Annotated in this window: 21 protein-coding genes; 19 read left to right on the plus strand and 2 right to left on the minus strand. The window is 44.9% G+C overall.

What is annotated here, in order from left to right; translation table 11 throughout:
* Window positions 1-206: 206 nt before the first annotated feature.
* A complete protein-coding gene (locus ACGTNI_RS02910) occupies window positions 207-1484 on the minus strand; it encodes an NCS2 family permease (protein ID WP_394459958.1) in 1278 nt (425 codons plus the stop codon).
* Between the two features lie 231 nt (window positions 1485-1715).
* On the opposite strand from ACGTNI_RS02910, the gene sdaAB reads away from it, so the two are divergent.
* The 18 genes from sdaAB (at window position 1716) to rnc (ending at window position 20309) form a co-directional block, all read left to right on the plus strand.
* Complete coding sequence (gene sdaAB, locus ACGTNI_RS02915; protein WP_394459960.1) at window positions 1716-2378, plus strand: L-serine ammonia-lyase, iron-sulfur-dependent subunit beta; 663 nt, start codon at window positions 1716-1718, stop codon at window positions 2376-2378.
* Between the two features lie 18 nt (window positions 2379-2396).
* Window positions 2397-3281: an L-serine ammonia-lyase, iron-sulfur-dependent, subunit alpha gene (gene sdaAA / locus ACGTNI_RS02920; protein ID WP_394459962.1), complete on the plus strand. Its 885-nt coding sequence runs from the start codon at window positions 2397-2399 to the stop codon at window positions 3279-3281.
* Between the two features lie 4 nt (window positions 3282-3285).
* Window positions 3286-5322, plus strand: a complete 2037-nt coding sequence (gene recG / locus ACGTNI_RS02925; protein WP_394459964.1) for an ATP-dependent DNA helicase RecG — start codon at window positions 3286-3288, stop codon at window positions 5320-5322.
* Window positions 5323-5529: 207 nt separating this feature from the next.
* Window positions 5530-6354: a D-aminopeptidase DppA gene (gene dppA, locus ACGTNI_RS02930; RefSeq protein ID WP_394459966.1), complete on the plus strand. Its 825-nt coding sequence runs from the start codon at window positions 5530-5532 to the stop codon at window positions 6352-6354.
* Between the two features lie 13 nt (window positions 6355-6367).
* Window positions 6368-7300 carry an ABC transporter permease gene (locus ACGTNI_RS02935; RefSeq protein ID WP_085508190.1) on the plus strand — a complete coding sequence of 311 codons (933 nt, stop codon included), beginning with the start codon at window positions 6368-6370 and terminating at the stop codon, window positions 7298-7300.
* Between the two features lie 2 nt (window positions 7301-7302).
* Window positions 7303-8265, plus strand: coding sequence for an ABC transporter permease (locus ACGTNI_RS02940; protein WP_394460150.1), 963 nt, complete (start codon window positions 7303-7305; stop codon window positions 8263-8265).
* A gap of 5 nt (window positions 8266-8270) precedes the next feature.
* The gene (locus tag ACGTNI_RS02945; protein ID WP_085508194.1) at window positions 8271-9266 is read left to right on the plus strand and encodes an ABC transporter ATP-binding protein; all 996 of its coding nucleotides are present in this window, start codon (window positions 8271-8273) and stop codon (window positions 9264-9266) included.
* A gap of 40 nt (window positions 9267-9306) precedes the next feature.
* Entirely contained in the window at window positions 9307-10935 is a 1629-nt protein-coding gene (locus ACGTNI_RS02950) for a peptide ABC transporter substrate-binding protein (protein WP_394459969.1), read from the plus strand.
* A 753-nt stretch (window positions 10936-11688) separates the two neighbouring features.
* Window positions 11689-12606 (plus strand): S66 peptidase family protein, encoded by a 918-nt coding sequence (locus tag ACGTNI_RS02955; protein ID WP_394459971.1) that lies wholly within the window; start codon window positions 11689-11691, stop codon window positions 12604-12606.
* A gap of 20 nt (window positions 12607-12626) precedes the next feature.
* Entirely contained in the window at window positions 12627-13745 is a 1119-nt protein-coding gene (locus ACGTNI_RS02960) for a mandelate racemase/muconate lactonizing enzyme family protein (RefSeq protein WP_394459973.1), read from the plus strand.
* Window positions 13738-14679, plus strand: a complete 942-nt coding sequence (locus ACGTNI_RS02965) for a C40 family peptidase (protein ID WP_394459975.1) — start codon at window positions 13738-13740, stop codon at window positions 14677-14679. The genes ACGTNI_RS02960 and ACGTNI_RS02965 overlap by 8 nt, the downstream gene beginning before the upstream one ends.
* A gap of 47 nt (window positions 14680-14726) precedes the next feature.
* Window positions 14727-15689 carry an ABC transporter ATP-binding protein gene (locus ACGTNI_RS02970; RefSeq protein ID WP_394460152.1) on the plus strand — a complete coding sequence of 321 codons (963 nt, stop codon included), beginning with the start codon at window positions 14727-14729 and terminating at the stop codon, window positions 15687-15689.
* A gap of 249 nt (window positions 15690-15938) precedes the next feature.
* Window positions 15939-16514 carry a transcription factor FapR gene (gene fapR / locus ACGTNI_RS02975; RefSeq protein ID WP_085508206.1) on the plus strand — a complete coding sequence of 192 codons (576 nt, stop codon included), beginning with the start codon at window positions 15939-15941 and terminating at the stop codon, window positions 16512-16514.
* Entirely contained in the window at window positions 16514-17521 is a 1008-nt protein-coding gene (gene plsX, locus ACGTNI_RS02980; RefSeq protein ID WP_394459977.1) for a phosphate acyltransferase PlsX, read from the plus strand. The genes fapR and plsX overlap by 1 nt, the downstream gene beginning before the upstream one ends.
* Window positions 17518-18459, plus strand: a complete 942-nt coding sequence (gene fabD, locus ACGTNI_RS02985; protein WP_394459979.1) for an ACP S-malonyltransferase — start codon at window positions 17518-17520, stop codon at window positions 18457-18459. The genes plsX and fabD overlap by 4 nt, the downstream gene beginning before the upstream one ends.
* Entirely contained in the window at window positions 18459-19199 is a 741-nt protein-coding gene (gene fabG / locus ACGTNI_RS02990; protein WP_394459981.1) for a 3-oxoacyl-[acyl-carrier-protein] reductase, read from the plus strand. The genes fabD and fabG overlap by 1 nt, the downstream gene beginning before the upstream one ends.
* 102 nt (window positions 19200-19301) lie before the next feature.
* Window positions 19302-19535, plus strand: a complete 234-nt coding sequence (acpP, locus tag ACGTNI_RS02995; protein WP_062445806.1) for an acyl carrier protein — start codon at window positions 19302-19304, stop codon at window positions 19533-19535.
* 81 nt (window positions 19536-19616) lie between these two features.
* Window positions 19617-20309 (plus strand): ribonuclease III, encoded by a 693-nt coding sequence (rnc, locus tag ACGTNI_RS03000; RefSeq protein ID WP_085508215.1) that lies wholly within the window; start codon window positions 19617-19619, stop codon window positions 20307-20309.
* Between the two features lie 151 nt (window positions 20310-20460).
* Here rnc and ACGTNI_RS03005 read toward each other — a convergent pair whose 3' ends face one another.
* Window positions 20461-20682, minus strand: a complete 222-nt coding sequence (locus ACGTNI_RS03005) for a DUF1128 domain-containing protein (RefSeq protein ID WP_394459984.1) — start codon at window positions 20680-20682, stop codon at window positions 20461-20463.
* A gap of 123 nt (window positions 20683-20805) precedes the next feature.
* Here ACGTNI_RS03005 and smc point away from each other — a divergent pair, with 123 nt between their 5' ends.
* Window positions 20806-24372, plus strand: a complete 3567-nt coding sequence (gene smc, locus ACGTNI_RS03010) for a chromosome segregation protein SMC (protein ID WP_394459986.1) — start codon at window positions 20806-20808, stop codon at window positions 24370-24372.
* Window positions 24373-24495: the final 123 nt, after the last annotated feature.

Consider the following 24495-nt stretch of genomic DNA (forward strand, 5'->3'; position numbering starts at 1 on the left):
TCTCTCTTCCCATAATTTTATCTCATTTATTTTTAATTTTGTCTCTTAAAAATTCAATAGTATCTCTCAAATTTCAAAAAGTGGCTCTCATCTGGGTGCAAGATTCTCACATACTATGCCGGTTGTCTCTCTTATGCCTGAAAATAACAATCTTTTAATTATAAAAAAAGCTCAGAGTTAGCCATTAACTCTGAGCACCTTAACTATTAATGTCCGACTGATCGCATGACAAATTCGAATAAGAACATCATGGCTATGAATACGACTGGGAAAGATAATTCCCTTTGCTTTCCAATCGCCAGCTTTACTAGTGGATAGGCGATGAATCCAAAAGCCATCCCATCAGCAATCGAATAAGTGAAAGGAATCATGACAATGATCAAGAAAGCAGGCATTGTCTCGGATAACTGATCAAATTCGATATGTTTGATGTTTTGCACCATCAAAGCCCCGACAATAATCAAAATCGGGCTGATAGCAGTACCTGGAACCATCGATATCCATGGTATCAATAATAATGTAGCCAGGAACAGGATAGCCATTGTAAATGCTGCGCGGCCGGTTTTCCCTTTTGATGCAATGACGGCGGCACTTTCAGCGGATGATACCGTTGGGGAAGTGCCAAGAAAACCACTTGCAAGTGCAGAAAAAGCGGTTGCTTTATAAGCGCGTTTGAACTTGTTTTCATCTCTCAGCATCGCAAGCTGTCCGTGTATCAAGCCCATATTCTCAAATATCAGCACGATACTTAACGGGAAGACAGCCATCCAAAAGGTCAAAGTCCCGATTCCTTCAAATGATGGCATCCATATGAAAGACCCCATATCCATGGAAATGCCTGTTCCCGGTTCGCCAAGCAGTCCAAAAAAGGAGGCAATCACGGTTCCGATGATCATGGTGATCAAAAAGTTGCCGGGAACGTTTCTGGTGAACAGAAATATTCCGATGAATAAGGTCAACAGACTGGTAATCACCATTTCGGAAGAAGGGTTTCCCAGTGCGATCAAGGAGTGTTCTCCTCTGACAACAAGTCCACCTTTTTCAAGGCCGATCAGGGTCAGGAACAAACCAAGTCCTACTGTGATGGCGTGCTTCAAGGAATCTGGAATCGCTTCTTTCAGCCACTCCCCAAGTTTAGTGAATGCCGTCACAAGGAAAATCAACGAAGATACGATGACGACCGCCAGCCCTTCCTGGAAGCTCATGCCGGTGCCTTCGACTATCGTATAGGCGAACAGGGCATTGACTCCCATCCCTGGTATCAGCACCATCGGGGCATTGGCGAGCCACCCCATCAGCAATGTACCAACAAAGCTGGCAAGGATGGTAGCGACCATCGCGTTCTCTACGCCGATCCCTGCATCATTCAGAATGGAGCTATTGACTGCTACAATATAGACAGTTGTAAAATAGCCGATCAGACCAGCAAGGATATCATTTTTCCACTGAGCAGCATCAATGGCATGTTTATGCTTGTTAAACATGGTGTACTCCTCTATATATTTGTAGCCCTCTCCCACCCGGTTGTTCATGCAACCCACAAAGTTCAATTATAATACCTGATTCGTATTCTGGCAATACCTTCAACTTTATGGTAAAAATAGTAGGGAATACTCCTGTTCAAGTAAACGTTTTCCCGCTAAAATAGAATAGGGAATATGCGTGTGTAGATACCGTACATAACGGCTTATCTTGTGGAAGGGAAAGGTGATTGGATGAAATATAAATCAGTTTTCGATATTATGGGTCCGGTTATGATCGGACCATCTAGTTCCCATACAGCTGGAGCAGCCAGAATTGGACGGGCTGCAAGGAACCTGTTCGGACGGGAACCGAAGTGGGCAGAAATTCATTTGTATGGTTCTTTTGCCCGAACCTATAAAGGGCACGGTACAGACGTTGCCATCGTTGGCGGATTATTGGATTATGATACGCACGATACCAGGATCAGGGACGCATTAGATACAGCAAAACAAAAAGGAATGAAAGTGAGGTTCCATGAAGAAGAATCTCATACCGACCATCCGAATACAGCGAGAATACGTATCGGTGACGATAAAGGAGACCTGGAGCTTGTCGGTATCTCCATTGGCGGAGGTATGGCGGAAATTACGGAGCTGAACGGCTTTGAATTACGTTTATCCGGAAGCCATCCGGCTGTCCTGTTGATTCATAATGACAGGTACGGAGCGATTGCCTCTGTTACCGGTATATTGGCACGACATGAAATCAATATCGGACATATGGAAGTTTCACGCAAGCAGGAAGGACAGCAGGCGTTGATGGTAATTGAAGTCGATCAAAATATAGACGAAAGCATTTTGCAGGAGCTGGAGAGAGCTGACCATATCTTACAGGTTGCTAAGATCGTCGACTAATAGAAAGGAGCATGAATTATGTTTCGTAATGTAGCTGAACTCGTCGAAATGGCGGAAAGCGAAGGCATTCAAATATCAGAAGTAATGATTCGTCAGGAAATGGAAGTAAAGGAGAAGGCACGGGAAGAGGTTGTCGGGCAGATGGAACGCAATCTCGATGTCATGGAAAAAGCGGTCGAAGATGGCTTGAAAGGGGTAAAATCTCACAGTGGTTTAACTGGCGGGGATGCTGTACTGCTTCAGGAATATATGAAAAACCACGAACCTTTGTCCGGAACGATTCTGCTGGATGCCGTCAGTAAAGCAGTTGCTACGAATGAAGTCAATGCAGCTATGGGAACCATCTGTGCCACACCTACAGCGGGAAGCGCCGGGTGTGTTCCGGGTACGCTTTTTGCGGTAAAAAATAAATTGAACCCGACGAGAGAACAAATGGTACGTTATCTTTTTACATCCGGGGCGTTCGGCTTTGTGGTTGCCAATAATGCATCTATATCCGGGGCTGCCGGCGGCTGTCAGGCAGAAGTCGGTTCTGCTGCCGGAATGGCTGCCGCTGCTATCGTGGAGATGGCTGGCGGTACACCATCGCAGTCAGCAGAGGCAATGGCCATTACACTAAAAAATATGCTCGGACTTGTCTGTGATCCGGTTGCCGGCCTCGTCGAAGTTCCATGCGTGAAACGAAATGCCATGGGTGCCTCCAACGCAATTACAGCAGCGGATATGGCACTGGCAGGCATTACAAGCCGGATTCCATGTGACGAAGTGATCGATGCGATGTATAAAATTGGACAGACCATGCCTGTTGCTCTTAGAGAAACAGCACAGGGAGGCCTTGCAGCTACACCAACAGGCCGGGAGCTAGAAGCGAAAGTGTACGGAATTTCTTTGAAGAAAGAGTGATAGTGTGTTGACGCAACCAGTTTCTGAGGTGAATGGTGTCGGGGAAAAATTGAAAGAAACCTTGAATGAACTAGGAGTTTACACAGTAGAAGATCTTATGTTCTATTTTCCTTATCGCTATGACACCTACGAAGTTAAACCATTGACGGAACTTGTGCATAATGAAAATGCCACGATCGAAGGGGAGGTCATCGGGGAACCTTCCCTTACTTTTTATGGGCGGAAAAAATCCCGGCTGACGATGACCTTGCAAGTGGATCAATTTGCCGTAAAGGCCGTCATGTTCAACCGGGCATTTGCAAAAAAACAGATCAGTGCCGGCGACATTATTACGGTTACGGGAAAATGGGATCAGCACCGGCTTCAAATAACGGTCAGCCAATACAAGAAAGGACGGGCGGAAGCACAGAACCCGATTCAGCCCGTCTATTCACTGAAAGAAAACATCACCATGAAAAAAATGCGGAAAGTAATCCTGTCTGCCTTAGAAGCCTATGGCGACGAAGTAACAGAGATTCTGCCAGAGCAGCTGATTGACAGCTATAAACTCCCGGAACGAACGAAAGCGCTTTGGCAAATGCATTATCCGGAAAGCCGGGAATTATTAAAACATGCGAGAAGAAGGTTTACGTATGAAGAATTCCTGATTTTCCAGTTGAAAATGCAGTTGTTGAGGAAAATGAAGCGGGAAGCTACAGAAGGGAACAGACAGGCCTATGATAATGATAAACTGACGGCCTTTGTAGATTCCTTCCCCTTTGAATTGACCAAAGCCCAAAAGAAATCACTGGCAGAAATTTTAAAAGATATGAAATCCCCACATCGGATGAACCGTCTTCTGCAAGGGGACGTGGGGTCAGGGAAAACAGCTGTTGCAGCTATCGCTCTATATGCTTCCATTACAGCCGGCAATCAGGGCGCGTTGATGGTGCCAACGGAGATACTGGCGGAACAGCATTATGAATCCTTACAGGAAATGTTCGGTGACCGGGTCAATATCGTCTTATTGACGGGGTCTATTAAAGGGAAACAGCGAAAAGCTATTCTCGAAGAGATCCGCACCCAAGAGGCAGATATTATTGTTGGTACACACGCGCTGATCCAGGATGAAGTTATCTTTTCCAAACTTGGACTGGTCATTGTAGATGAGCAACACCGCTTCGGTGTCAATCAGCGCAGGACATTACGGGATAAAGGGCTTAATCCGGACGTTTTGTTCATGACGGCTACCCCGATTCCAAGAACACTTGCTATTACGGCATTCGGTGATATGGATGTATCGGTAATCGACGAAATGCCGGCTGGCCGTAAACCAGTGGAAACCTATTGGGTGAAAGGTGACATGATGGATCGCGTCCTTCAATTCATTCAAAAAGAGGTTGCCCAGGGCCATCAGGCGTATGTTATTTCACCTTTGATAGAGGAATCCGATAAATTGGATATTCAGAATGCTGTCGACCTGCACCATCAGTTGCAGACATATTATGAACCCGATATTCAAATAGGGTTGATGCACGGACGCCTTCATCAGGAGGAAAAAGAAGCCGTTATGCAGCAGTTTGTGGATAATGATATACAGGTTTTAGTTTCCACGACGGTAGTAGAAGTAGGGGTGAATGTGCCGAATGCTACCGTAATGGTCATTTATGATGCCGAACGTTTCGGTCTCAGTCAGCTGCACCAGCTCAGGGGTCGTGTCGGCCGTGGAGATGCCCAGAGCTACTGTATTTTATTGGCAGAGCCAAAAGGCGAAATCGGCAAGGAACGGATGCGGATCATGACAGAGACGACGGATGGGTTTGAATTATCGGAACAGGACCTTCAGCTCCGTGGGCCAGGTGATTTTTTTGGAAGGAAACAGAGTGGCGTCCCGGAATTTAAAGTCGGGGATATGGTACATGATTACCGCGCACTCGAGACCGCCCGGCAAGATGCTGCAGATATTATTGCTTCCGGTCAGCTGGAGACGGAGAAAGAATGGGCAGCACTGAAAAACATGCTGTATAAAGACGAAGCATTGCAAGGGGAAATACTGGATTGATAGAGATATAGGGTTGTTTCAGTGGCGAAAGACTGATGCACCAATGGGATTGATTGGCGGTATCAGTGTAACGCTACAGAAACAACCTTTTTCAAATTTCTACATATTTATGAACTACATTGCTAATTCAGGAAAAATTTGATAGAATTTTAAGAAAATTCCCCCAAAAAACTTAACCATTTAAACGACCAAAGGAGTGTTGCATCTATGAAACTATTTCTTTCCGTTGATATGGAAGGAATAACCGGTCTGCCCGATTATACATATGTAGATTCATCGGAACTGAATTACGACCGGGCCCGCCGCATCATGACAGAAGAGGCGAATTACGTAATCGAAGCAGCCAGGAAATCAGGTTGTAAAGAGGTATTAGTGAATGACAGCCATTCAAAGATGAATAATCTGCTGATTGATCAGCTTCATCCAGAAGCTCATCTGATCACAGGTGATGTGAAACCGTTATCAATGGTTCAAAGCCTTGATGAGAGCTTCACGGGAGCAATGTTCATCGGATATCACGCACGAGCCGGTCAACGGGGAGTGATGTCCCATTCGATGATTTTCGGAGTAAGGAATTTCTACATAAATGATGTCGAAGTAGGGGAATTCGGGTTCAACGCTTATGTAGCCGGTTATTACGGCGTCCCGGTATTATTGGTCGCTGGCGATGACTGCGCAGCCAAAGAAGCAGAGGCGCTTATACCAAACATAACGACAGCTGTCGTCAAAGAAACCATATCACGATCGTCAGTGAAAAGCCTGACCCCGGAAAAAGCAGGAGAACTGATCCAGGAAAAAGTTACTGCAGCCCTGAAAAAACGTAGCCTGGTCAAGCCGCTGACACCTCCTGATAACCCGGTACTGCGGATAGAATTTAATAATTACGGGCAGGCAGAATGGGCAAACCTGATGCCAAATACAGAAATTGAACCAGGCACCACCATAGTGAAATATAAAGCAAAAGATATCATAGAAGCCTATCAGGCGATGATCGTCATGACTGAACTGGCGATGCATACGTCGTTCAGTTAGGGAGGGTGCCTATATGACAAAGTACATAATCAAACGTTTTCTGATCATGATCGGAACCGTATTAATCATTGCTACATTGACTTTCTTTTTGATGCATGCCATTCCAGGTTCACCATTCAACGAAGAAAGAAACTCTAATGAGGTAGTCCAGGCTAACCTTGAAGCGCATTACCATTTAAATGAACCATTATTTATTCAATATCTCATCTACCTGAAATCGATTGCTACGTTGGACTTCGGACCATCGATCAAACACCCGACACAGACAGTCAATGATTTATTAGGGAGAGGTTTTCCGATTTCTTTCGAATTAGGGATTGTCACTATTCTCGTTGCTGTTATTTCAGGGATCATCCTCGGTGTATTGGCAGCTTTAAAACATAACGGTATCATCGATTATTTGGCAATGACGATAGCTGTCCTGGGTATTTCTATTCCAAACTTCGTGTTAGCAACCTTGTTAATTCAAAAACTTGCAGTCGATTGGGACATTTTTCCCGCTGCCACCTGGTCGAGTCCCTTACATATGGTCCTGCCGACGCTGGCGCTCGCGACTGGACCGATGGCCATCATCGCAAGACTGACACGTTCGAGCATGCTTGAGGTGCTGACACAGGATTATATTAAAACTGCAAGAGCAAAAGGCCTGATGCCCTATAAGATTATTATCAAACATGCTTTGAAAAATGCGCTGATGCCGGTAGTCACGATTTTAGGCACGTTGTTAGCAGGAATTCTAACCGGTACATTCGTCATTGAAAAGATTTTCGCAATTCCTGGCATGGGACGATATTTCATCGAAAGCATTAACCAGAGGGATTATCCTGTCATCATGGGTACTACTGTGTTCTACAGCTTTTTCCTGGTTTTCATGCTGTTTTTGGTCGATATTGCCTATGGCTTGCTGGATCCCAGAATAAAGATGCATAAGAAGGAAGGGGAATGAATATGAACCATCTTGCAGAAAAACAAAAGAAACATTCTCCTGCTGGCAATGATATTCCAGATGAATGGTTCAAACCAAAAGAAAAAAATGAAAAGGATTCAGAAAAAGTTGTTCGTCCATCCTTATCTTACTGGCAGGATGCATGGCGCAGGCTGCTAAAGAACAAGCTTGCCATTGGCGGCCTGGTTTTTCTGATTTTATTAACCTTTATGGCAATTTTCGGACCAATGCTTTCACCTTATAGTGTGAGTGAAAGTGTCCGGGCGAATCAAAATCAGCCACCTTCTCCCAGTCATTGGTTTGGGACGGATAACCTGGGTAGAGATGTATTTACCCGGACATGGTACGGAGCGAGAATTTCTTTGTTTGTCGGATTGATGGCAGCTTTGATCGATTTTTTTATCGGGGTTATCTATGGAGGTATTGCCGGTTATAAAGGCGGTCGTACGGATAATGTAATGATGCGCATCATTGAAATTTTATACGGGCTTCCTTATTTGCTGGTTGTTATCCTCTTATTGGTTGTAATGGGACCTAGCCTTATGACGATCATTATCGCCCTGACAGTGACAGGGTGGGTAGGGATGGCTCGTATCGTTCGAGGACAGGTTATGCAAATAAAAAATTATGAGTTTGTATTGGCTTCGAAATCATTCGGTACAAAAACCTCGCGTATTATCCGGAAGAACCTTCTTCCAAACACGATGGGTCCGATCATTGTACAAATGACCCTTACAGTCCCGACAGCTATCTTTGCGGAGGCATTTTTGAGCTTCTTAGGACTTGGCATTCAATCCCCTTATGCCAGCTGGGGTGTAATGGCCAATGACGCATTAGGCACGATACTGTCTGGACATTGGTGGAGACTGTTTTTCCCGGCACTTTTTATTTCTGCAACGATGTTTGCTTTTAACGTACTTGGAGACGGGCTTCAGGATGCACTCGATCCTAAGCTCAGGAGGTGACAACATTGGAAAAATTACTGGAAGTTAGAGACCTTGAAGTTTCCTTTTTAACTTATGGAGGGGAAGTACAAGCTGTCAGGGGTGTCAGCTTTGACTTACATAGAGGCGAGACGCTGGCGATTGTAGGTGAATCGGGCTGTGGCAAGAGTGTAACAGCAAACTCAATCATGCGCCTGATTCCCCAGCCACCCGGACGTATAACGAATGGAACTATTCAATTCAAAGACAAAGAGCTAATCACCCTCCCTGAAAATCAGATGAGAAAAATTAGAGGCGTAGACATATCGATGATTTTTCAGGACCCGATGACCGCGCTGAATCCTACCTTGACGGTCGGGAACCAGCTTACAGAAGGATTGAAACAGCATACTTCTGTTTCTGCCAAACAAGCAAAGCAAAAAGCTGTGGAACTTCTTGACTTAGTCGGTATCCCTAACCCTGAGGAACGCCTCAGCCTGTATCCTCACCAGTTCAGTGGTGGTATGCGGCAGCGTATTGTAATTGCAATGGCACTCATTTGCGAACCGGAGCTTTTGATTGCCGATGAACCGACCACTGCTCTTGATGTCACCATTCAGGCGCAAATACTGGAATTATTCGAGCGTATTCAGGAACAGACAGGGGTAGCAATTATATTGATTACCCATGATCTGGGTGTTGTAGCGAAAATTGCTGACCGGATTGCAGTAATGTATGCCGGTAAGATCATCGAAGTTGGTACGAAGAAAGAAATTTTCTACCAGTCTCAGCACCCTTATACGAAAGGATTGTTAAATTCTGTTCCGCGATTGGACAGGAGAGAAGGAAAGCTGATACCGATCGACGGAACTCCTCCGGATTTATTTTCACCGCCGGCAGGGTGCCCTTTCACTGCAAGGTGTCCAAAGGCGATGGAAGTGTGTGACCGCGTTTACCCATTGGAGACAAAACTCTCATCCACACACGAGGTTGAATGCTGGCTTCAGGATGAGCGTGCGAATAAATTGTTGGCTTCCAAGTGAGGCCTCAAGATAAATACATATTCAGAAGGGAGAAAAAGAAATGAAAAAATGGCTGATGTTGTTACTAGCCGTGATGGTGGCGGTAGTTCTGGCTGCCTGCACAACCAGTGGAAGCTCTGATAGCGGGGAGCAGAATGATGGAGGAGAGGAAGCTTCAGGGGGAGAAAAAGTATTGAAGCTGAACAATGGCTCTGAACCTACATCCCTGGATCCTCCAATCGGTTTCGATTCCTACTCTTGGAATGTACTGAACAATTTAATGGAAGGAATGACTCGTCTGGATGAGTCCCATGAACCGGCAGCAGCAACCGCCGAAAAATGGGATGTTTCAGAAGATGGAAAGGTTTATACGTTCCATATCCGTGAAGATGCCAACTGGTCCAATGGAGATCCTGTAACAGCAGGAGATTTTGAATTCGCCTGGAAACGTCTGGTGGACCCGGAAGTCGCGTCCCCGGCAGCATTTCTTGGCTACTTCATTGAAGGAGCAGAAGCATACAATAATGGGGAAGGCTCTGAAGATGACGTGATGGTTGAAGCGGTAGACGAAAAGACCCTCGAGGTTACCTTGACAGCTCCAACCGGGTATTTCCTGCATGTGATTTCTAATCCGGCTTTTTTCCCAATTAATGAGGAAGTGCAAAGTGAGAATGAAGAATGGTTCGCAGAAGCAGATTCATTTGTAGGAAACGGACCCTTCCAGTTAGCGAAATGGACTCATGACAGCGAGCTTGTCATGGAAAAGAACGACGAGTATTGGGATGCAGACACCGTCAAATTGGATAAAGTTGAGTGGGCGATGGTAAATGACACCAATACAGAATACCAAATGTATGAAAGCGGAGACCTGGATACGTCCGATATCCCAAGTGAAATGTCCGACGAGTTGATTGATAGTGAAAATGTAGTAATTGAGGAGCAGGCAGGAACTCACTTCTACCGTTTTAATGTAAACGAAGAACCGTTTACAAATGAAAAAATCCGTAAAGCATTCGCTATGGCCGTCAACCAGGAGGAAATCGTCGAGTATGTAACGAAGAATAAAGAGGAACCTGCCTATGGTTTCGTATCTTATGGGTTCACTGACCCCTCTGGTGAAGATTTCCGTGATAAAAACGGAGATTTAGTAGAGTATGACCCTGAGCAAGCAAAGCAGCTTTTAGAAGAAGGTATGGAAGAAGAGGGTTATGAGGAGCTGCCAAAGGTCACATTAACTTATAATACCAGTGACGTAAATAAATCGATCGCTGAGACTTTTCAAAGCATGTACAAAGAAAATTTAGATGTCGATATTACGTTGGAAAATACCGAGTGGAATGTATTTTTACAGGATCAGAAAGACTTGAAACATCAATTGTCCCGAAGCTCTTTCCTTGCTGACTATGCAGATCCGATCAACTTCCTGGAAAGCTTCACAACTGATTCATCCATGAACCGTACAGGCTGGTCGAATGAAGAGTATGACGAATTGATTCAACAAGCCAAGTCCGAATCGGATGAAGAACAGCGTTTCGAATACATGTATGAAGCAGAAAAAATTCTATTTGAAGAAATGCCACTCTTCCCGATCCACTTCTACAACCAGGTAGTACTTCAGAAAGATGAAGTAGAAAACATCGTCCGTCACCCTGTCGGATACCTGGAATTAAAATGGGCAGATAAAAACTAGAAAAAAAAGAGTTTCATAATTAAGAAGAAAGAACATGGCCGGGGCAGGTGTCGATGAAGCAGGATCTGGGTGCAGATCATTGGCTGATCCCTGCTCCCGGCCTATTTTTTGGCTCTGTTAAAGCTCCGTGTTGATTTTACAAAAATAGCTCCCTTTTGCTTAAGACTCAGTTTCGATAGAAACTGTTTCCGTTATGGTGTTAAGCGTTGAGAGGTCCGGGAAATCACTCGCTTTCCATGGGCGTACGGTGAGCTTCCTCGGGCAAAAGCCCTGCGGGATCTCACCATGTACTATTCTCCCATCGGAGTCTCGCAATTTCCCGTCCCTCCTTACGTGTATGAGAGAAACGGAAACATCACTAAATCACTTCAAACTTAGTAAGAGTCCTTCTGAAAAATGGTCTACTAGCTGAATCCTTGGTCATTAAAGAGAAAATGTTGAAGACATCTTCACCTTTATAAATGGTCCGTTATTCAAAAACGGATAAGGCGGCAGGGAAACGGTGAGACTCCCGTGGGAGAAGGATCCAGACGAGACCCCGCAGGGAGTGAAACGACCGAGGAGGCTCGGCGGCTCCCCCACAGGAAAGCGAACTGTTTCCCAGCCGCCCTTACTCCTGATTCGGCAAAGGACCCAAATTATCTCGAAGTCAAGTCTTCGACTTTTCGGCCCTATTGTGGAATAAGCCTAATATGAAAAATCAACAACAACGTTTAACAGAGCCTATTTTTTACATAGGAAGAGGGAATGGAAATGGTATTACCAAACCGGTTGCATAAAGGTGATAAAGTAGGCGTAATCGCGCCGGCCAGCCCGCCGAATATTGATCAATTGAACAGGGCGATTCCATTTATGGAATCACTTGGCCTCGAAGTTGTTATAGCTGACCATGTGGAAGATGTTCATGGTTACCTTGCAGGAACAGATGAGGACCGTTTAGCTGATGTGCATGATATGTTTGAACGAACTGATATAAAAGGAATCTTCTGTGCCGGCGGTGGTTATGGAACAGGAAGAATTGCTGATAAGATTGATTATGAGCTGATCAGGAAAAATCCGAAAATCTTCTGGGGTTACAGTGATATCACTTACTTACATACAGCAATCCGACAAAAAACAGGACTAGTTACTTTCCATGGCCCGATGCTAAGTTCAGATATTGGAAAAGATGACTTTCATGACGAATCAAAAACAATGTTTCATCAATTATTTTTTCCGCAGCCTTTGACTTACAACGAATCCCTTGCTCCGTTAACCGTAATTGCAGAAGGGGATGGAAGTGGCGAACTGACCGGCGGCAATCTTTCGCTGCTTGTCAGTACACTTGGAACTCCTTTTGAGGTCGACACGAAGGGAAAATTACTGTTAATTGAAGATATTGATGAAGAACCTTACCGGATCGATGGGATGTTGAATCAATTGAGGTTAAGTGGCAAGATCCATGACGCTGCGGGTATTGTTGTTGGTGATTTCAAGAATGCTGAACCATCCAAACGAAAAGCATCTCTCAGTCTATCACAAGTATTGACAGACTATTTGGGTGGGCTTAAGAAACCGGTGGTGGCAGGCTTCAAGATCGGTCACTGTCAGCCGCATTATGCCGTACCATTGGGAGTTGAAGCAGAACTTTCTTCCAACGGGACGTTGAAAATTTCGCCTGGTGTTAAGTAAATCAGTAGAGGAGTGCTCTAATGGATATTAAAAAAATAGAAACGATGCGTATTGCTATTCCCTTACATACCCCTTTCAAGACTGCACTCCGGACAGTAACCGAAGCGGAAGCGATTGTCGTGAAAATAATCTGTGATGACGGAATTACCGGATGGGGAGAGGCACCGCCAACGCATGTGATTACAGGAGAGAGTCTGGATAGCATTGAAACTGCTATTAAAAAAATTATTGCTCCAAAATTAATTGGACAATCTCTTTTGGAACGGGAGAGGGTTTTTGAAATCCTCCACACAGTTTTGGTTGGAAATACGAGTGCAAAAGCAGCAGTAGATATGGCGATATTTGATTGTCTGAGTCAGTATGCTGGTATGCCTCTGTTCCAGTTTCTTGGTGGTTATCGCAACCGTTTGGAAACCGACTATACCGTAAGTGTCAATGAAGTCCAAAAAATGGCAGACGACACTGCACGCTACATACAAAATGGGTTTACTGCATTAAAGGTAAAAGTGGGCAAAGATCATATCGAAACGGATATTCAACGAATCAAGGCGGTCCGTCAGGCAGCAGGGGAAGCTGCTGTGATTCGCCTCGATGCCAATCAAGGCTGGAAACCGAAAGAAGCCATCTATGCCATCAAAAAAATGGAAGATCTTGATCTGAACATAGAATTGGTAGAACAGCCGGTTAAGGCTCATGATCTTCAAGGTTTGAAACAGGTGACTGACCATGTTGATACACCAATCATGGCTGATGAAAGTGTGTTCTCTATGTATGACGCCAGAAAAGTGCTGGAAACAGAGAGTGCCGATTTAATGAACATCAAACTCATGAAAAGCGGTGGCATCTATCAGGCTATGAAAATATGTACCTTGGCAGAAAGCTTTGGAGTAGAATGCATGGTAGGGAGCATGATTGAGACGAAGCTTGGAATAACCGCTGCCAGCCATTTTGCTGCCAGTCAGAAAAATGTCACCCGTTACGATTTCGATGCACCGTTAATGCTGGCGGATGACATAGTGGAAGGCGGCATCCAATACCAGGGGAAACAGATCCACTTGCCGGAAGAGAGCAGCGGCCTTGGTATTTCGGAGATAAAAAAACAATACATCCAGAATAAAGGGAGTGTTTCCAATGCTTGAAGGAACACATGAAAACTACATCGTCAACGTTTCCGTCGCTACGGTATGGACATCACCGAATTCCCCGCGGGAACTTGATGAACCCGGGTTGACCAATCCTGTGAAACTAGAGGAATGGCTGGCCCTGTTAACGAAAGAAAAGCGGCTCGAGCTGTGCGATAAAAACCTGGTACAATCTCAACTATTATATGGAGAAGAAGTGCTGGTGACGGATAAAAGTGAAGACTGGGCGCATGTCATCATACCGTCACAGCCATCAAAAAAAGACGAGCGCGGCTACCCTGGCTGGGTTCCGATGACGCAACTGCAGCCGATTACGAGGGAGTTTTGGGAAAGAGAAAAATCAGCCGTTGTCGCTACAAAGAAGGGTACCCTGCTAAAGGAAACGGGCGAACCAATTCTCGAATTAAGCTATATGACGACACTTCCTGTACAAGAGGTTCTGGAAGATTCCGTCCGTGTCAGAACTCCACATGGCACAGCTTATCTGAAGAAAGAGGATATTACCATTTATTCGGAATCCCTTGGGATGAAGAAAGAAAATGGCACGAACATTGTTCGTATGGGAGAGGCATTCACAGGACTTGCTTATTTCTGGGGCGGCATGAGTGCCTATGGCTACGACTGTTCCGGTTTTGCCTACAATATGCATAAAGCTGCAGGCTATCAAATACCGAGGGATGCCACTGACCAGGCGATGGCAGGGGTGGAAATATCTTTCGATCACCTGATGCCGGGGGACCTGTTGTTTTTTGCCTATGAAGAAGGAAAAGGCAGGATTCATCACGTCGGGATCTACTATGGAGAAGGGAAGATGATCCATTCTCCAAGTACCGGCAAAGGAATCGAAATAATTTCATTAACAGGTACGATTTATGAAAAAGAACTTTGTGCAGCCAGACGCTACTGGCAGGAGACGGAGGGACCAGCATGAATAACAAAACGATTCTGCAAGTAAACGAATTGAAGAAGCATTTCACCATGGGGAAAGGGCGTTTACTTAAAGCTGTCGATGGCGTGAGCTTTGATGTGTATCAGGGGGAAACGTTTGGGCTTGTAGGTGAATCCGGTTGTGGGAAGTCCACGATCGGAAGAACGATCATGGGGCTCTACAATCGTACAGACGGAAATGTGGTATATGAAGGTAATGACGTTCATCAATTGGATGAAGAGGGAAAATTTCAGTTCTATCGGAATATGCAGATGATCTTTCAGGACCCTTATGCCTCACTGAACCCACGCTCAACAGTCGGAGAAATAATCTCTGAACCGATGATTGTGCATGATTTATATGCTAATAAAAAACAACGGATGGAGCGGGTTTATGAACTGCTGGAAGAGGTAGGCCTGAACCGGGACCATGCAACAAGGTATCCCCATGAATTCAGCGGCGGTCAAAGGCAGCGGATTGGAATTGCGCGTGCCTTGGCGCTGGATCCCGATTTCATCATCGCAGATGAACCGATTTCCGCGCTTGATGTTTCTGTTCAGGCCCAAGTCGTAAATCTATTAGAAAGGCTGCAGGAAGAAAAAGGGCTGACCTATCTTTTTATCGCTCATGATCTTTCGATGGTGCGCCATATATCAGATCGTATTGGTGTCATGTATTTAGGACATTTGGTAGAGTTGACGGACAGTGACAACCTTTATGAAAACCCAAAACATCCCTATACGCAAGCCTTGCTGTCAGCGATTCCAATACCAGATCCTGATGTTGAAGAGAAACGGGAGCGTATGATTCTCGAAGGGGAACTGCCAAGCCCGATCGACCCTCCGAGTGGCTGTGTATTCCGGACACGCTGTCCCATGGCTATGGAAGCCTGTGCCACGACCAAACCTGTCTGGCAGGCCGTCGGGGACAACCATTTTGTAGCATGCCACCTTTATAATGATGACATAGAAGATAAGACGCCGTTAAAAGGTAAACGAAAACAAATGAATTAAACAAGAAAGGCTCTCCGACAAGTATCTGAGGACTAATCGGGGCAGCCTTTTTTTGGTAATAATTGCTGCCGTAAAGCAAATAGATCTCTTAAACAGGCGCGCTAAGATTTTTAAAAACGATGGGATTTCCATTAGGACATGACGATGAGCGTTTCGAGCCTTTTTAGAATGCTTATCCTTGCATTCACCCATTTGGTATTATATATTACTATTAGTACCTAGTCATAATTCGGACGGTGGATGAAAGCTATGAAAAAGGATAAACGCACAAGGCAAATAGAATTAAAAGAGACAATCGAATCCACGCCATTCATTACCGATGAAGACCTGGCTAAGAAGTTCGGCGTCAGTATCCAGACGATACGGCTGGATCGGATGGAGCTTTCCATTCCGGAACTTAGGGAAAGGATCAAATCTGTTGCAAGGAATGAATGGAATGAAACCGTAAAAGCATTACCCATTGAAGAAGTGATCGGTGAAATAGTAGATTTAGAGTTGGATCAGCGAGCTATTTCCATTTTGGATATAGACCGGGAGCATGTATTTTCCAGAAACGATATTGCCCGTGGCCATCATTTGTTTGCTCAGGCAAATTCATTGGCGGTTGCGGTCATCAATGATGAATTGGCGCTAACGGCGAAAGCGGAAATACGGTTTACCAGACAGGTTACAAAAGGGGAAAGGGTCGTTGCTAAAGCATCGGTTACCGGGGTAGACGAAAAAGGACGGACGGTTGTAGAAGTGAACAGTTTTGTGGATAATGAAAAAGTGTTCTCCGGAATTTTTGAGATGTTTCGTTCGAATCAACAGAGGGGGCAGGAATAATGAGAATCGCAATCGATGCGATGGGTGGCGACCATGCACCAGTGGAAATCGTCAAAGGTGCTATCCAGGCAGTTGAGGCAAATGAACAGCTTCAAATCACCCTGGTTGGGGATGAGGAAAAAATCAAGCCATTAATAAAGGATACAAAAAATATAACGATTATACATACGAAAGAAAAAATTACAAGTGAAGATGAACCGGTCCGGGCCGTACGCCGTAAAAAACAAGCTTCCATGGTGCTGATGGCGCAGGAAGTGAAAGAAGGAAGAGCGGATGCTTGTATTTCTGCAGGCAATACGGGAGCATTGATGAGTGCTGGCCTGTTTATTGTCGGCAGAATCAAAGGAATCGAACGCCCGGCACTAAGTCCGACTCTCCCGACGGTAGACGGGAAAGGATTCCTTCTCCTTGATGTCGGTGCCAATGTTGATGCTAAAGCGGAGCACCTCGTACAGTATGCGATCATGGGTTCCATCTATTCGGAGAAAGTCAGAGGAATCAAGCAGCCAAAAGTCGGTTTGCTGAATGTTGGTACGGAAGATGGCAAAGGAAGTGACCTTGCCAAAAAAGCTTTTGCCGGACTGAAAGAAGCACCGGTAGAGTTTGTCGGTAATGTGGAAGCCCGAGACCTCCTTGATGGAGTGGCAGATGTTGTGGTAACCGACGGATTCAGTGGCAATATTGCTCTCAAAACAATTGAAGGTACTGCGATGACGATGTTTTCGATGATTAAAGAAACATTCATGTCCAATTTCAAAACGAAACTTGCTGCTGGCCTTGTCAAAAATGATTTAAAACAGCTGAAAGATAAACTCGACTATTCGGAATATGGAGGCGCCGGCCTATTTGGGCTGTCTGCTCCGGTCATCAAGGCGCATGGCTCTTCCAATGCCCGGGCAATTTTCAATGCAATCAGGCAAGCGACCCATATGGCCGAAGAGGATGTTACCACGAAAATAGCTGAAACAGTGAAAAGTATTCATGGAACAGAGGAGGAAGACGCATGAAACGCGTAGCTTTTGTTTTCCCAGGCCAGGGTTCTCAGGAAGTCGGCATGGGGAAGGCTTTGTATGAGACTTATGATGAAGTGAAAGACTTATTTGAACAGGCAGATGAGGAGCTGGAAGTCCCTCTAACGAAACTTATGTTTGATGGGCCCCAGGATGAGCTGACAAAAACGGAACATGCTCAGCCGGCATTGTTAATAAATAGTGCTGCAATTGTCAGTCTGCTTGAGAAAGAAGGAATTGAACCGGTAATGACTGCCGGCCACAGTCTTGGTGAGTATAGCGCACTGGTAGCTTCAAAGGCGCTTAAACCGCTTGAAGCGGCAGCACTTGTACATAAGCGCGGTCAGTTGATGGAGCATGCCTACCCGACTGGTAAGGGAGCCATGGCAGCTGTGTTAGGGCTGGATCAGGATGCAATCCAGAACGTTTTGGAAGGTATGAAGGACGATGAAGTCGTTGATTTGGCCAACATCAATTGCCCTGGACAAATTGTTATTTCCGGTAGTAAAGAAGGAGTGGATCAAGCTTCTGAACAATTGAAGGAAGCAGGAGCAAAACGTGTGCTGCCGCTGAATGTCAGTGGTCCTTTCCATTCCCGACTAATGAAACCGGCAAGCGAGGACTTTTCTGAAGCTTTGAAGAACGCGGATCTTTCTGATGCTTCTATTCCGGTGTATGCCAATGTTACAGCAGAACCTGTAACAGATAAGCAGATGATCGAAGAGCTGTTAATTGAGCAGCTGTATTCTCCTGTCCGCTTCCAGCAGATTTTAGAAAAGTTTGTCGAACAGGATATTGACGCCATTGTGGAAGTCGGCCACGGCAAAGTACTGAGCGGATTGGTTCGAAAAGTGAAACGGAGAATGAAGACATTCCAAATTCAGGATCCAGAGACATTACAAGCATTCATCGAATGGTATAAGGAGGATTCATAATGCTGGAAAATCAAGTAGCACTTGTCACAGGCGCTTCCCGAGGAATTGGACGCGCCATTGCGCTGGAACTGGCTGATAAAGGTGCCGCGGTTGCGGTAAACTATGCAGGCAGTGAAGCGAAGGCGCAGGAAGTGGTGGATGAGATAGAGGCTAATGGCGGAAAAGCTATGAAAATCCAGGCAGATGTATCAAAGGAAGCCGACGTCAAAGATATGGTTAAAACTACGATTGAAGCATTCGGCCGTCTTGATATACTGGTTAACAACGCCGGCATCACGAAGGATAATTTACTGATGCGAATGAAAGAAGAGGAATTCGATCAGGTCATTGATACAAATCTGAAAGGCGTGTTTCTGACTACTAAAGCGGTAACCCGCCAGATGATGAAACAAAAAAGCGGACGCATCATCAACATTGCTTCAATCGTAGGTGTGTCCGGAAACCCAGGGCAGGCCAATTACGTAGCTGCTAAAGCTGGAGTGATCGGCATGACCAAATCCAACGCCAAGGAACTTGCAACAAGGAATATCCTTGTTAATGCTGTAGCTCCTGGTTTCATTACAACTGATATGACAGATGAGCTGACAGAAGAGCAGCGGGAGGAAATGCTCAAGATGATCCCGCTTAACCGTTTAGGGGAAGGAAAAGATATCGCCAATGTGGTTCGCTTCCTTGCTTCTGATGACAGCAGCTATATGACTGGACAGACGCTTCATGTTGATGGCGGCATGGTTATGTAAGGATTTATCCGGTTAATTTTGCCGGTTGAAATCATAAATATTTGAATCATCTAGTTTTTCGATGAAAACTCATTTATAATAACGGAAGGGAGGTGAAGTCTTATGGCAGATACATTTGATCGTGTCAAACAAATCATTGTCGATCGTCTTGATGTAGATGAATCTAAGGTCACAATGGAGGCTTCCTTCAAAGATGATCTTGAAGCGGATTCTTTGGATGTAGTAGAGCTTGTTATGGAGCTTGAAGATGAATTCGATACGGAGATCGCTGATGAAGAAGCAGAAAAAATTAATACTGTTGGTGACGCTGTGAATTACATAAACAGCATCCAATAACAGTTTGGCAAGGTGCTGTCCTATATATGGACAGCCCTTCCTATATGTCGTCAATACTAACTGAAAGGGTTTAGGTGAGCGATGGAGGACTTTTCAACCTTTCAAGAGAAAATTGGTATCCACTTCGAAGATATTGAACTTTTAAAACAAGCATTTACCCATTCATCTTATGTGAATGAGCATCGTAAGACAGAGCGTAAGGATAATGAGCGTCTCGAATTTCTTGGTGACGCTGTGCTGGAACTTGGTGTCTCCCAGTACCTTTACCGCAAGTACCCGGACATGAGTGAAGGTGAGTTGACGAAGCTTCGCGCTTCGATCGTCTGTGAAATCTCTCTCGTTCGGTTTGCTGATGAACTGAATTTCAGTGAGCTGATCCAATTAGGAAAAGGGGAAGAGATGACAGGCGGTAGAAATCGCCCAGCCTTGCTTGCGGATGTATTTGAAGCATTCATTGGTGCTCTTTATCTGGACCAGGGGTACGAGGCAGTCCTTGCCTTTTTGGAGAAATATGTATATCCAAAGGTGAAAAAAGGTGCTTTTTCGCATGCGATGGATTTCAAAAGCCAATTACAGGAAGTAGTGCAGCGTGAAAAGAACAGGGTAATCGAATATGAAATCGTGGAGGAACTTGGCCCGGCCCACAATCGCGAATTCGTAGCCCATGTCCGAATTTCGGATGAAACCGCCGGCATCGGCATCGGCCGCACAAAAAAAGAAGCAGAACAAAAAGCTGCTGAAGAAGCACTCCGAAAATCAGGAGCATGTAAGTAAATAATTAAGTAACAAAGCCGCGCATTTGCTGCGCGGCTTTCTGTTGCACTTTAAGAAAAATTAATTTTGTTAAAAGATTAAAGCATAAGAAAGTACGAAGGCTTTCGCCATAAGTTATTGGCGACAAGCCCAGTTTTCTAAGCTTTCGATATTATTTCCGGTAGTTGCCTAACTCTTCGACAAATGCCTGTGTCTCTGAGACACTTAGCTGTCCCTTCATAACAATCATGTCATGCAGGGATTTGATTTCCTCATAATTGTCCAGGTCATAGTCAGCAGGGTCCATGATCGAACGGTTGACTACCTGCAGACGGTCAGCCAGGTCATTAATGATCGTTTCTAAGTTTTCTTGCGTGGGTTCATTCAAGCTCACGACGATTCCTCCTCATTTCGGGGTTGTTTGGCTTCTTCTATAGCCTTAATGTTTATGATAAAATAAATGAGTTGAAATGCAAGCTTAAAACTACAGGAAAGTTAATTACATAGGAGGATGCAGATGTTCCTCAAACGTTTAGATACCATTGGATTCAAATCTTTTGCAGAAAGAGTCACCGTTGACTTCGTGCCAGGTGTCACCTCTGTCGTAGGACCGAACGGAAGCGGGAAAAGCAACATTACCGATGCCATCCGCTGGGTGCTCGGTGAACAATCCGCCCGGTCCCTTCGCGGCAGTAAGATGGAAGACATCATATTTGCTGGAAGTGATTCGAGAAATGCCCTGAATATGGCGGAAGTAACCTTGACATTGGATAATGAAGATCAGACACTGCCGCTTGATTACCAGGAGGTCAGTGTTACCCGTAGGGTCTATCGATCGGGTGAAAGTGCTTTTTATATAAATAAACAGCCTTGCCGCCTTAAAGATATCGTCGATCTGTTTATGGATTCTGGCTTAGGCCGGGAAGCCTTTTCCATTATCAGCCAGGGAAAAGTAGAGGAAATTTTAAGTTCGAAAGCAGAAGAACGACGCAGTATTTTTGAAGAAGCTGCCGGGGTGCTGAAATACAAACAGCGTAAGAAAAAGGCAGAATACAAGCTGGCCGAAACACAGGAAAACCTTAACAGAGTGGAAGATATTATTCATGAGATAGAAGGTCAGCTCGAACCATTAAAAGAACAGGCAGCCATTGCTAAAGATTACCTGGAGAAAAAAGAGGAATTGAAACACGTAGAGATATCTCTATTAATCGCACAAATAGAAACATTGAACAACGAATGGCAGGACTTATTGGACAACCTGGAAGAAATGAAGGTTAAAGAAGCTGAAATCAAGGCTGCTATCGAACAGAAAGAATCCGTAGTGGAAAAAGAGCGGGACCAAGTGTTGGTCTTAGATGAATCGATAGAAAAACTGCAAGAGAAACTGCTCACCCTGACTCAAGAGCTGGAGAATCTCGAAGGAAAAAAGCAGCTCGTCAAAGAACAATTCAAGCATTTTGAAGAGAATAAAGTAAAGCTGGAAGAAGAGTTCACTCAGCTGTCGTCCCGTCTGGAGCAGACGAAAGCAGTGTGTGAAAAACACGAAGCAGAACTAAAAGAAAGAAAAAAACAGCAAGCAGAAACAAGAAAGGCTTATAAAGAAACAACCAGACAGCTGGAGCTGGAGAGTCAGGATATCGGAGAACAGATTGAAGAGCTGAAAGGTGACTATATTGAATTATTGAATGAACAGGCTGCCAAACGAAATGAAAAGCAGTCGGTTTCCCGACAGCTGGATCAAATCGGCTCAAAAAGTGAAGTGCAAAGAGATAAATTCAAAGATATGCGTGAAGAAAGGGAGCGGTTGATTGCCAGAAAAGAAGAGATCGAACAGGAAGTCAACCACATCTCCGAACAGCGTGTGAAAAAAGAGCAGCAACTGACCGCACTGGAAGAAAAACTGAACACCAGCCAAACCAGATACCAGGAGTTGCAAAGCAAACTTTATCAAGGGTACCAATATGTCGAAAAGCTGAAATCTAAGAAAGAAATGCTGGAAGAAATGAAAGAGGATTTCTCCGGATATTTCCAAGGCGTTAAAGAAGTATTGAAAGCGAGAGAACAGCAATACATCCAGGGGATTGAAGGTGCAGTCCTTGAGTTAATCGATGTCCCTGGCGATTTAATCACAGCCATCGAGACAGCGTTGGGCGCACAGGCGCAGCATGTCATCATGACCAATGAATCTGCTGCCCGCCAGGCGATCCACTGGCTTCGTCAGCATAATAAAGGGAGAGCGACCTTCCTGCCGCTGGAAACAATCCAGCCCCGATTTATTCCTGCAGATATGACGTCTCGAATTAAAAGCCAGCCCGGGTTTGTAGGAGTAGCTGCTGATTTGGTTGATTTTAACCATCAATACGACCGGGCCATTCGTCACCTTCTGGGTCACATTGTCATCGCGGAAGATTTAGAGACAGCAAACAAATTGGCACAAACGATGCAGCGACGCTTCCGCATTGTTACATTAGAAGGAGACGTTATCAATCCAGGCGGAGCGATGACTGGAGGAGCAAAAAAGAAAACAAATCAGTCCTTGTTTACGAGAGAAAGAGAACTGCAGGAACTGCATGATAAACTGTCCACATTTGAACAGAAAACAAGGGCTGCAGAACAAGAAATGCAGCAATTAAAGCGAATGAACGAAGAACAGAAGGAAACATTGCAGGAACTCCGAGTTTCTAAAGACAATTTAAAAGAACAGGAGCAGGAAAAGCGGGCAGTTCTTCGTGAAGTCCAAGTGAAGCATGATAACGTAAATGATCAATTGGTTTTGTTTGATCAGGACCAGGAGCAATACGAACAGGACCGTGATCAATTAAAAGCTCGTCTGGCTGATCTGGCTCTTGAGCTGGAGGGTCTGGAAGTACAATTGACAAAGGCTCAACAGCAAATCGATACGTTAACAGAAGCAGAAAAACAACAGTCCGAAAACGAAGAAAGTTTGAAAACCAGGCAGCATGAGTTGCAGGTCAAACTCACAGAGCAAGATTCTGATGTGAAATATCACCAGGAGAAGTGGCAAGGACTGAAAGAACAAATAGCCGAACTGGAACAAAGCCTGGAAGAAAACCGTCAGCAGTACAGCCAGTTGATGGATATAGCCAACAATAAACAGACAGAAGCCGAATTAGAAGCCTCTATTCAGGATAAAAAGTCCGACAAAGAAGAGACAGCAACTGAAATCGCTAGCCAAAGAAATAAAAGGAACGAGCATGCCGAGCATATTAAACAGAAAGACCAGGAATTGAAAGAGCAAAATCGTACCCATCATCACTATGTTCAGGACATCCAGGATAAAGAGGTCAAAGCGAACCGAATGGATGTTGAACTTGAAAACATGCTTGGTTATTTGCAAAAAGAATATTTCCTTACGTTTGAACGCGCAAAGCAGGAATATGAACGTGCAGCTGATATTAATGCCAGCACGACGAAAGTAAAATTGATCAAGCGTGCGATTGACGAGCTGGGGACTGTCAATCTAGGTGCCATTGATGAATTTGACCGTATCCAGGAACGCTATCAGTTTTTGAAAGACCAACAGGCGGACCTGAACGAAGCGAAAGATACACTTTATTCTGTCATTTCTGAAATGGATGGGGAGATGCATCGAAGGTTCGAAGAAACATTCACCCAAATTAAACAGGAGTTCTCCGTCGTTTTCACCGAGTTATTCGGCGGTGGACGAGCCGACCTTCGTTTGACGGACCCTGACAATATGCTTGAAACTGGTGTGGATATTGTAGCGCAGCCACCGGGAAAGAAGCTTCAAAATCTCAGCTTATTGTCAGGGGGCGAGCGTGCGTTGACGGCCATCGCTCTGCTATTCGCTATCCTTAGGGTTCGCCCTGTACCGTTCTGTGTGCTGGATGAAGTAGAAGCGGCACTGGATGATGCCAATGTCGACCGGTTCGCCCGCTATTTGAAAGTATTCAGTGAAAAGACACAATTCATCGTCATTACCCACCGGAAAGGCACGATGGAAGAATCGGATGTGCTTTACGGTGTTACGATGCAGGAATCCGGCGTTTCGAAGCTGGTTTCTGTGAGGTTAGAAGAATCGGCCGACTTATTAGGAGTATAGAAAGGAAGATTGGATGAGCTTTTTCAAGAAGTTAAAGGACAAATTCATTTTAGATCCTTTTGAGCAGGATTTAAAAGAACTGGAGAAAGAGCAGGCAGGAGATCTGGAAGAACAACATTCAGA

This window comes from Thalassobacillus sp. B23F22_16 (assembly GCF_043496955.1).
In the GTDB taxonomy this organism is placed as follows: Bacteria; Bacillota; Bacilli; order Bacillales; family Halobacillaceae; genus Thalassobacillus; species Thalassobacillus devorans_A.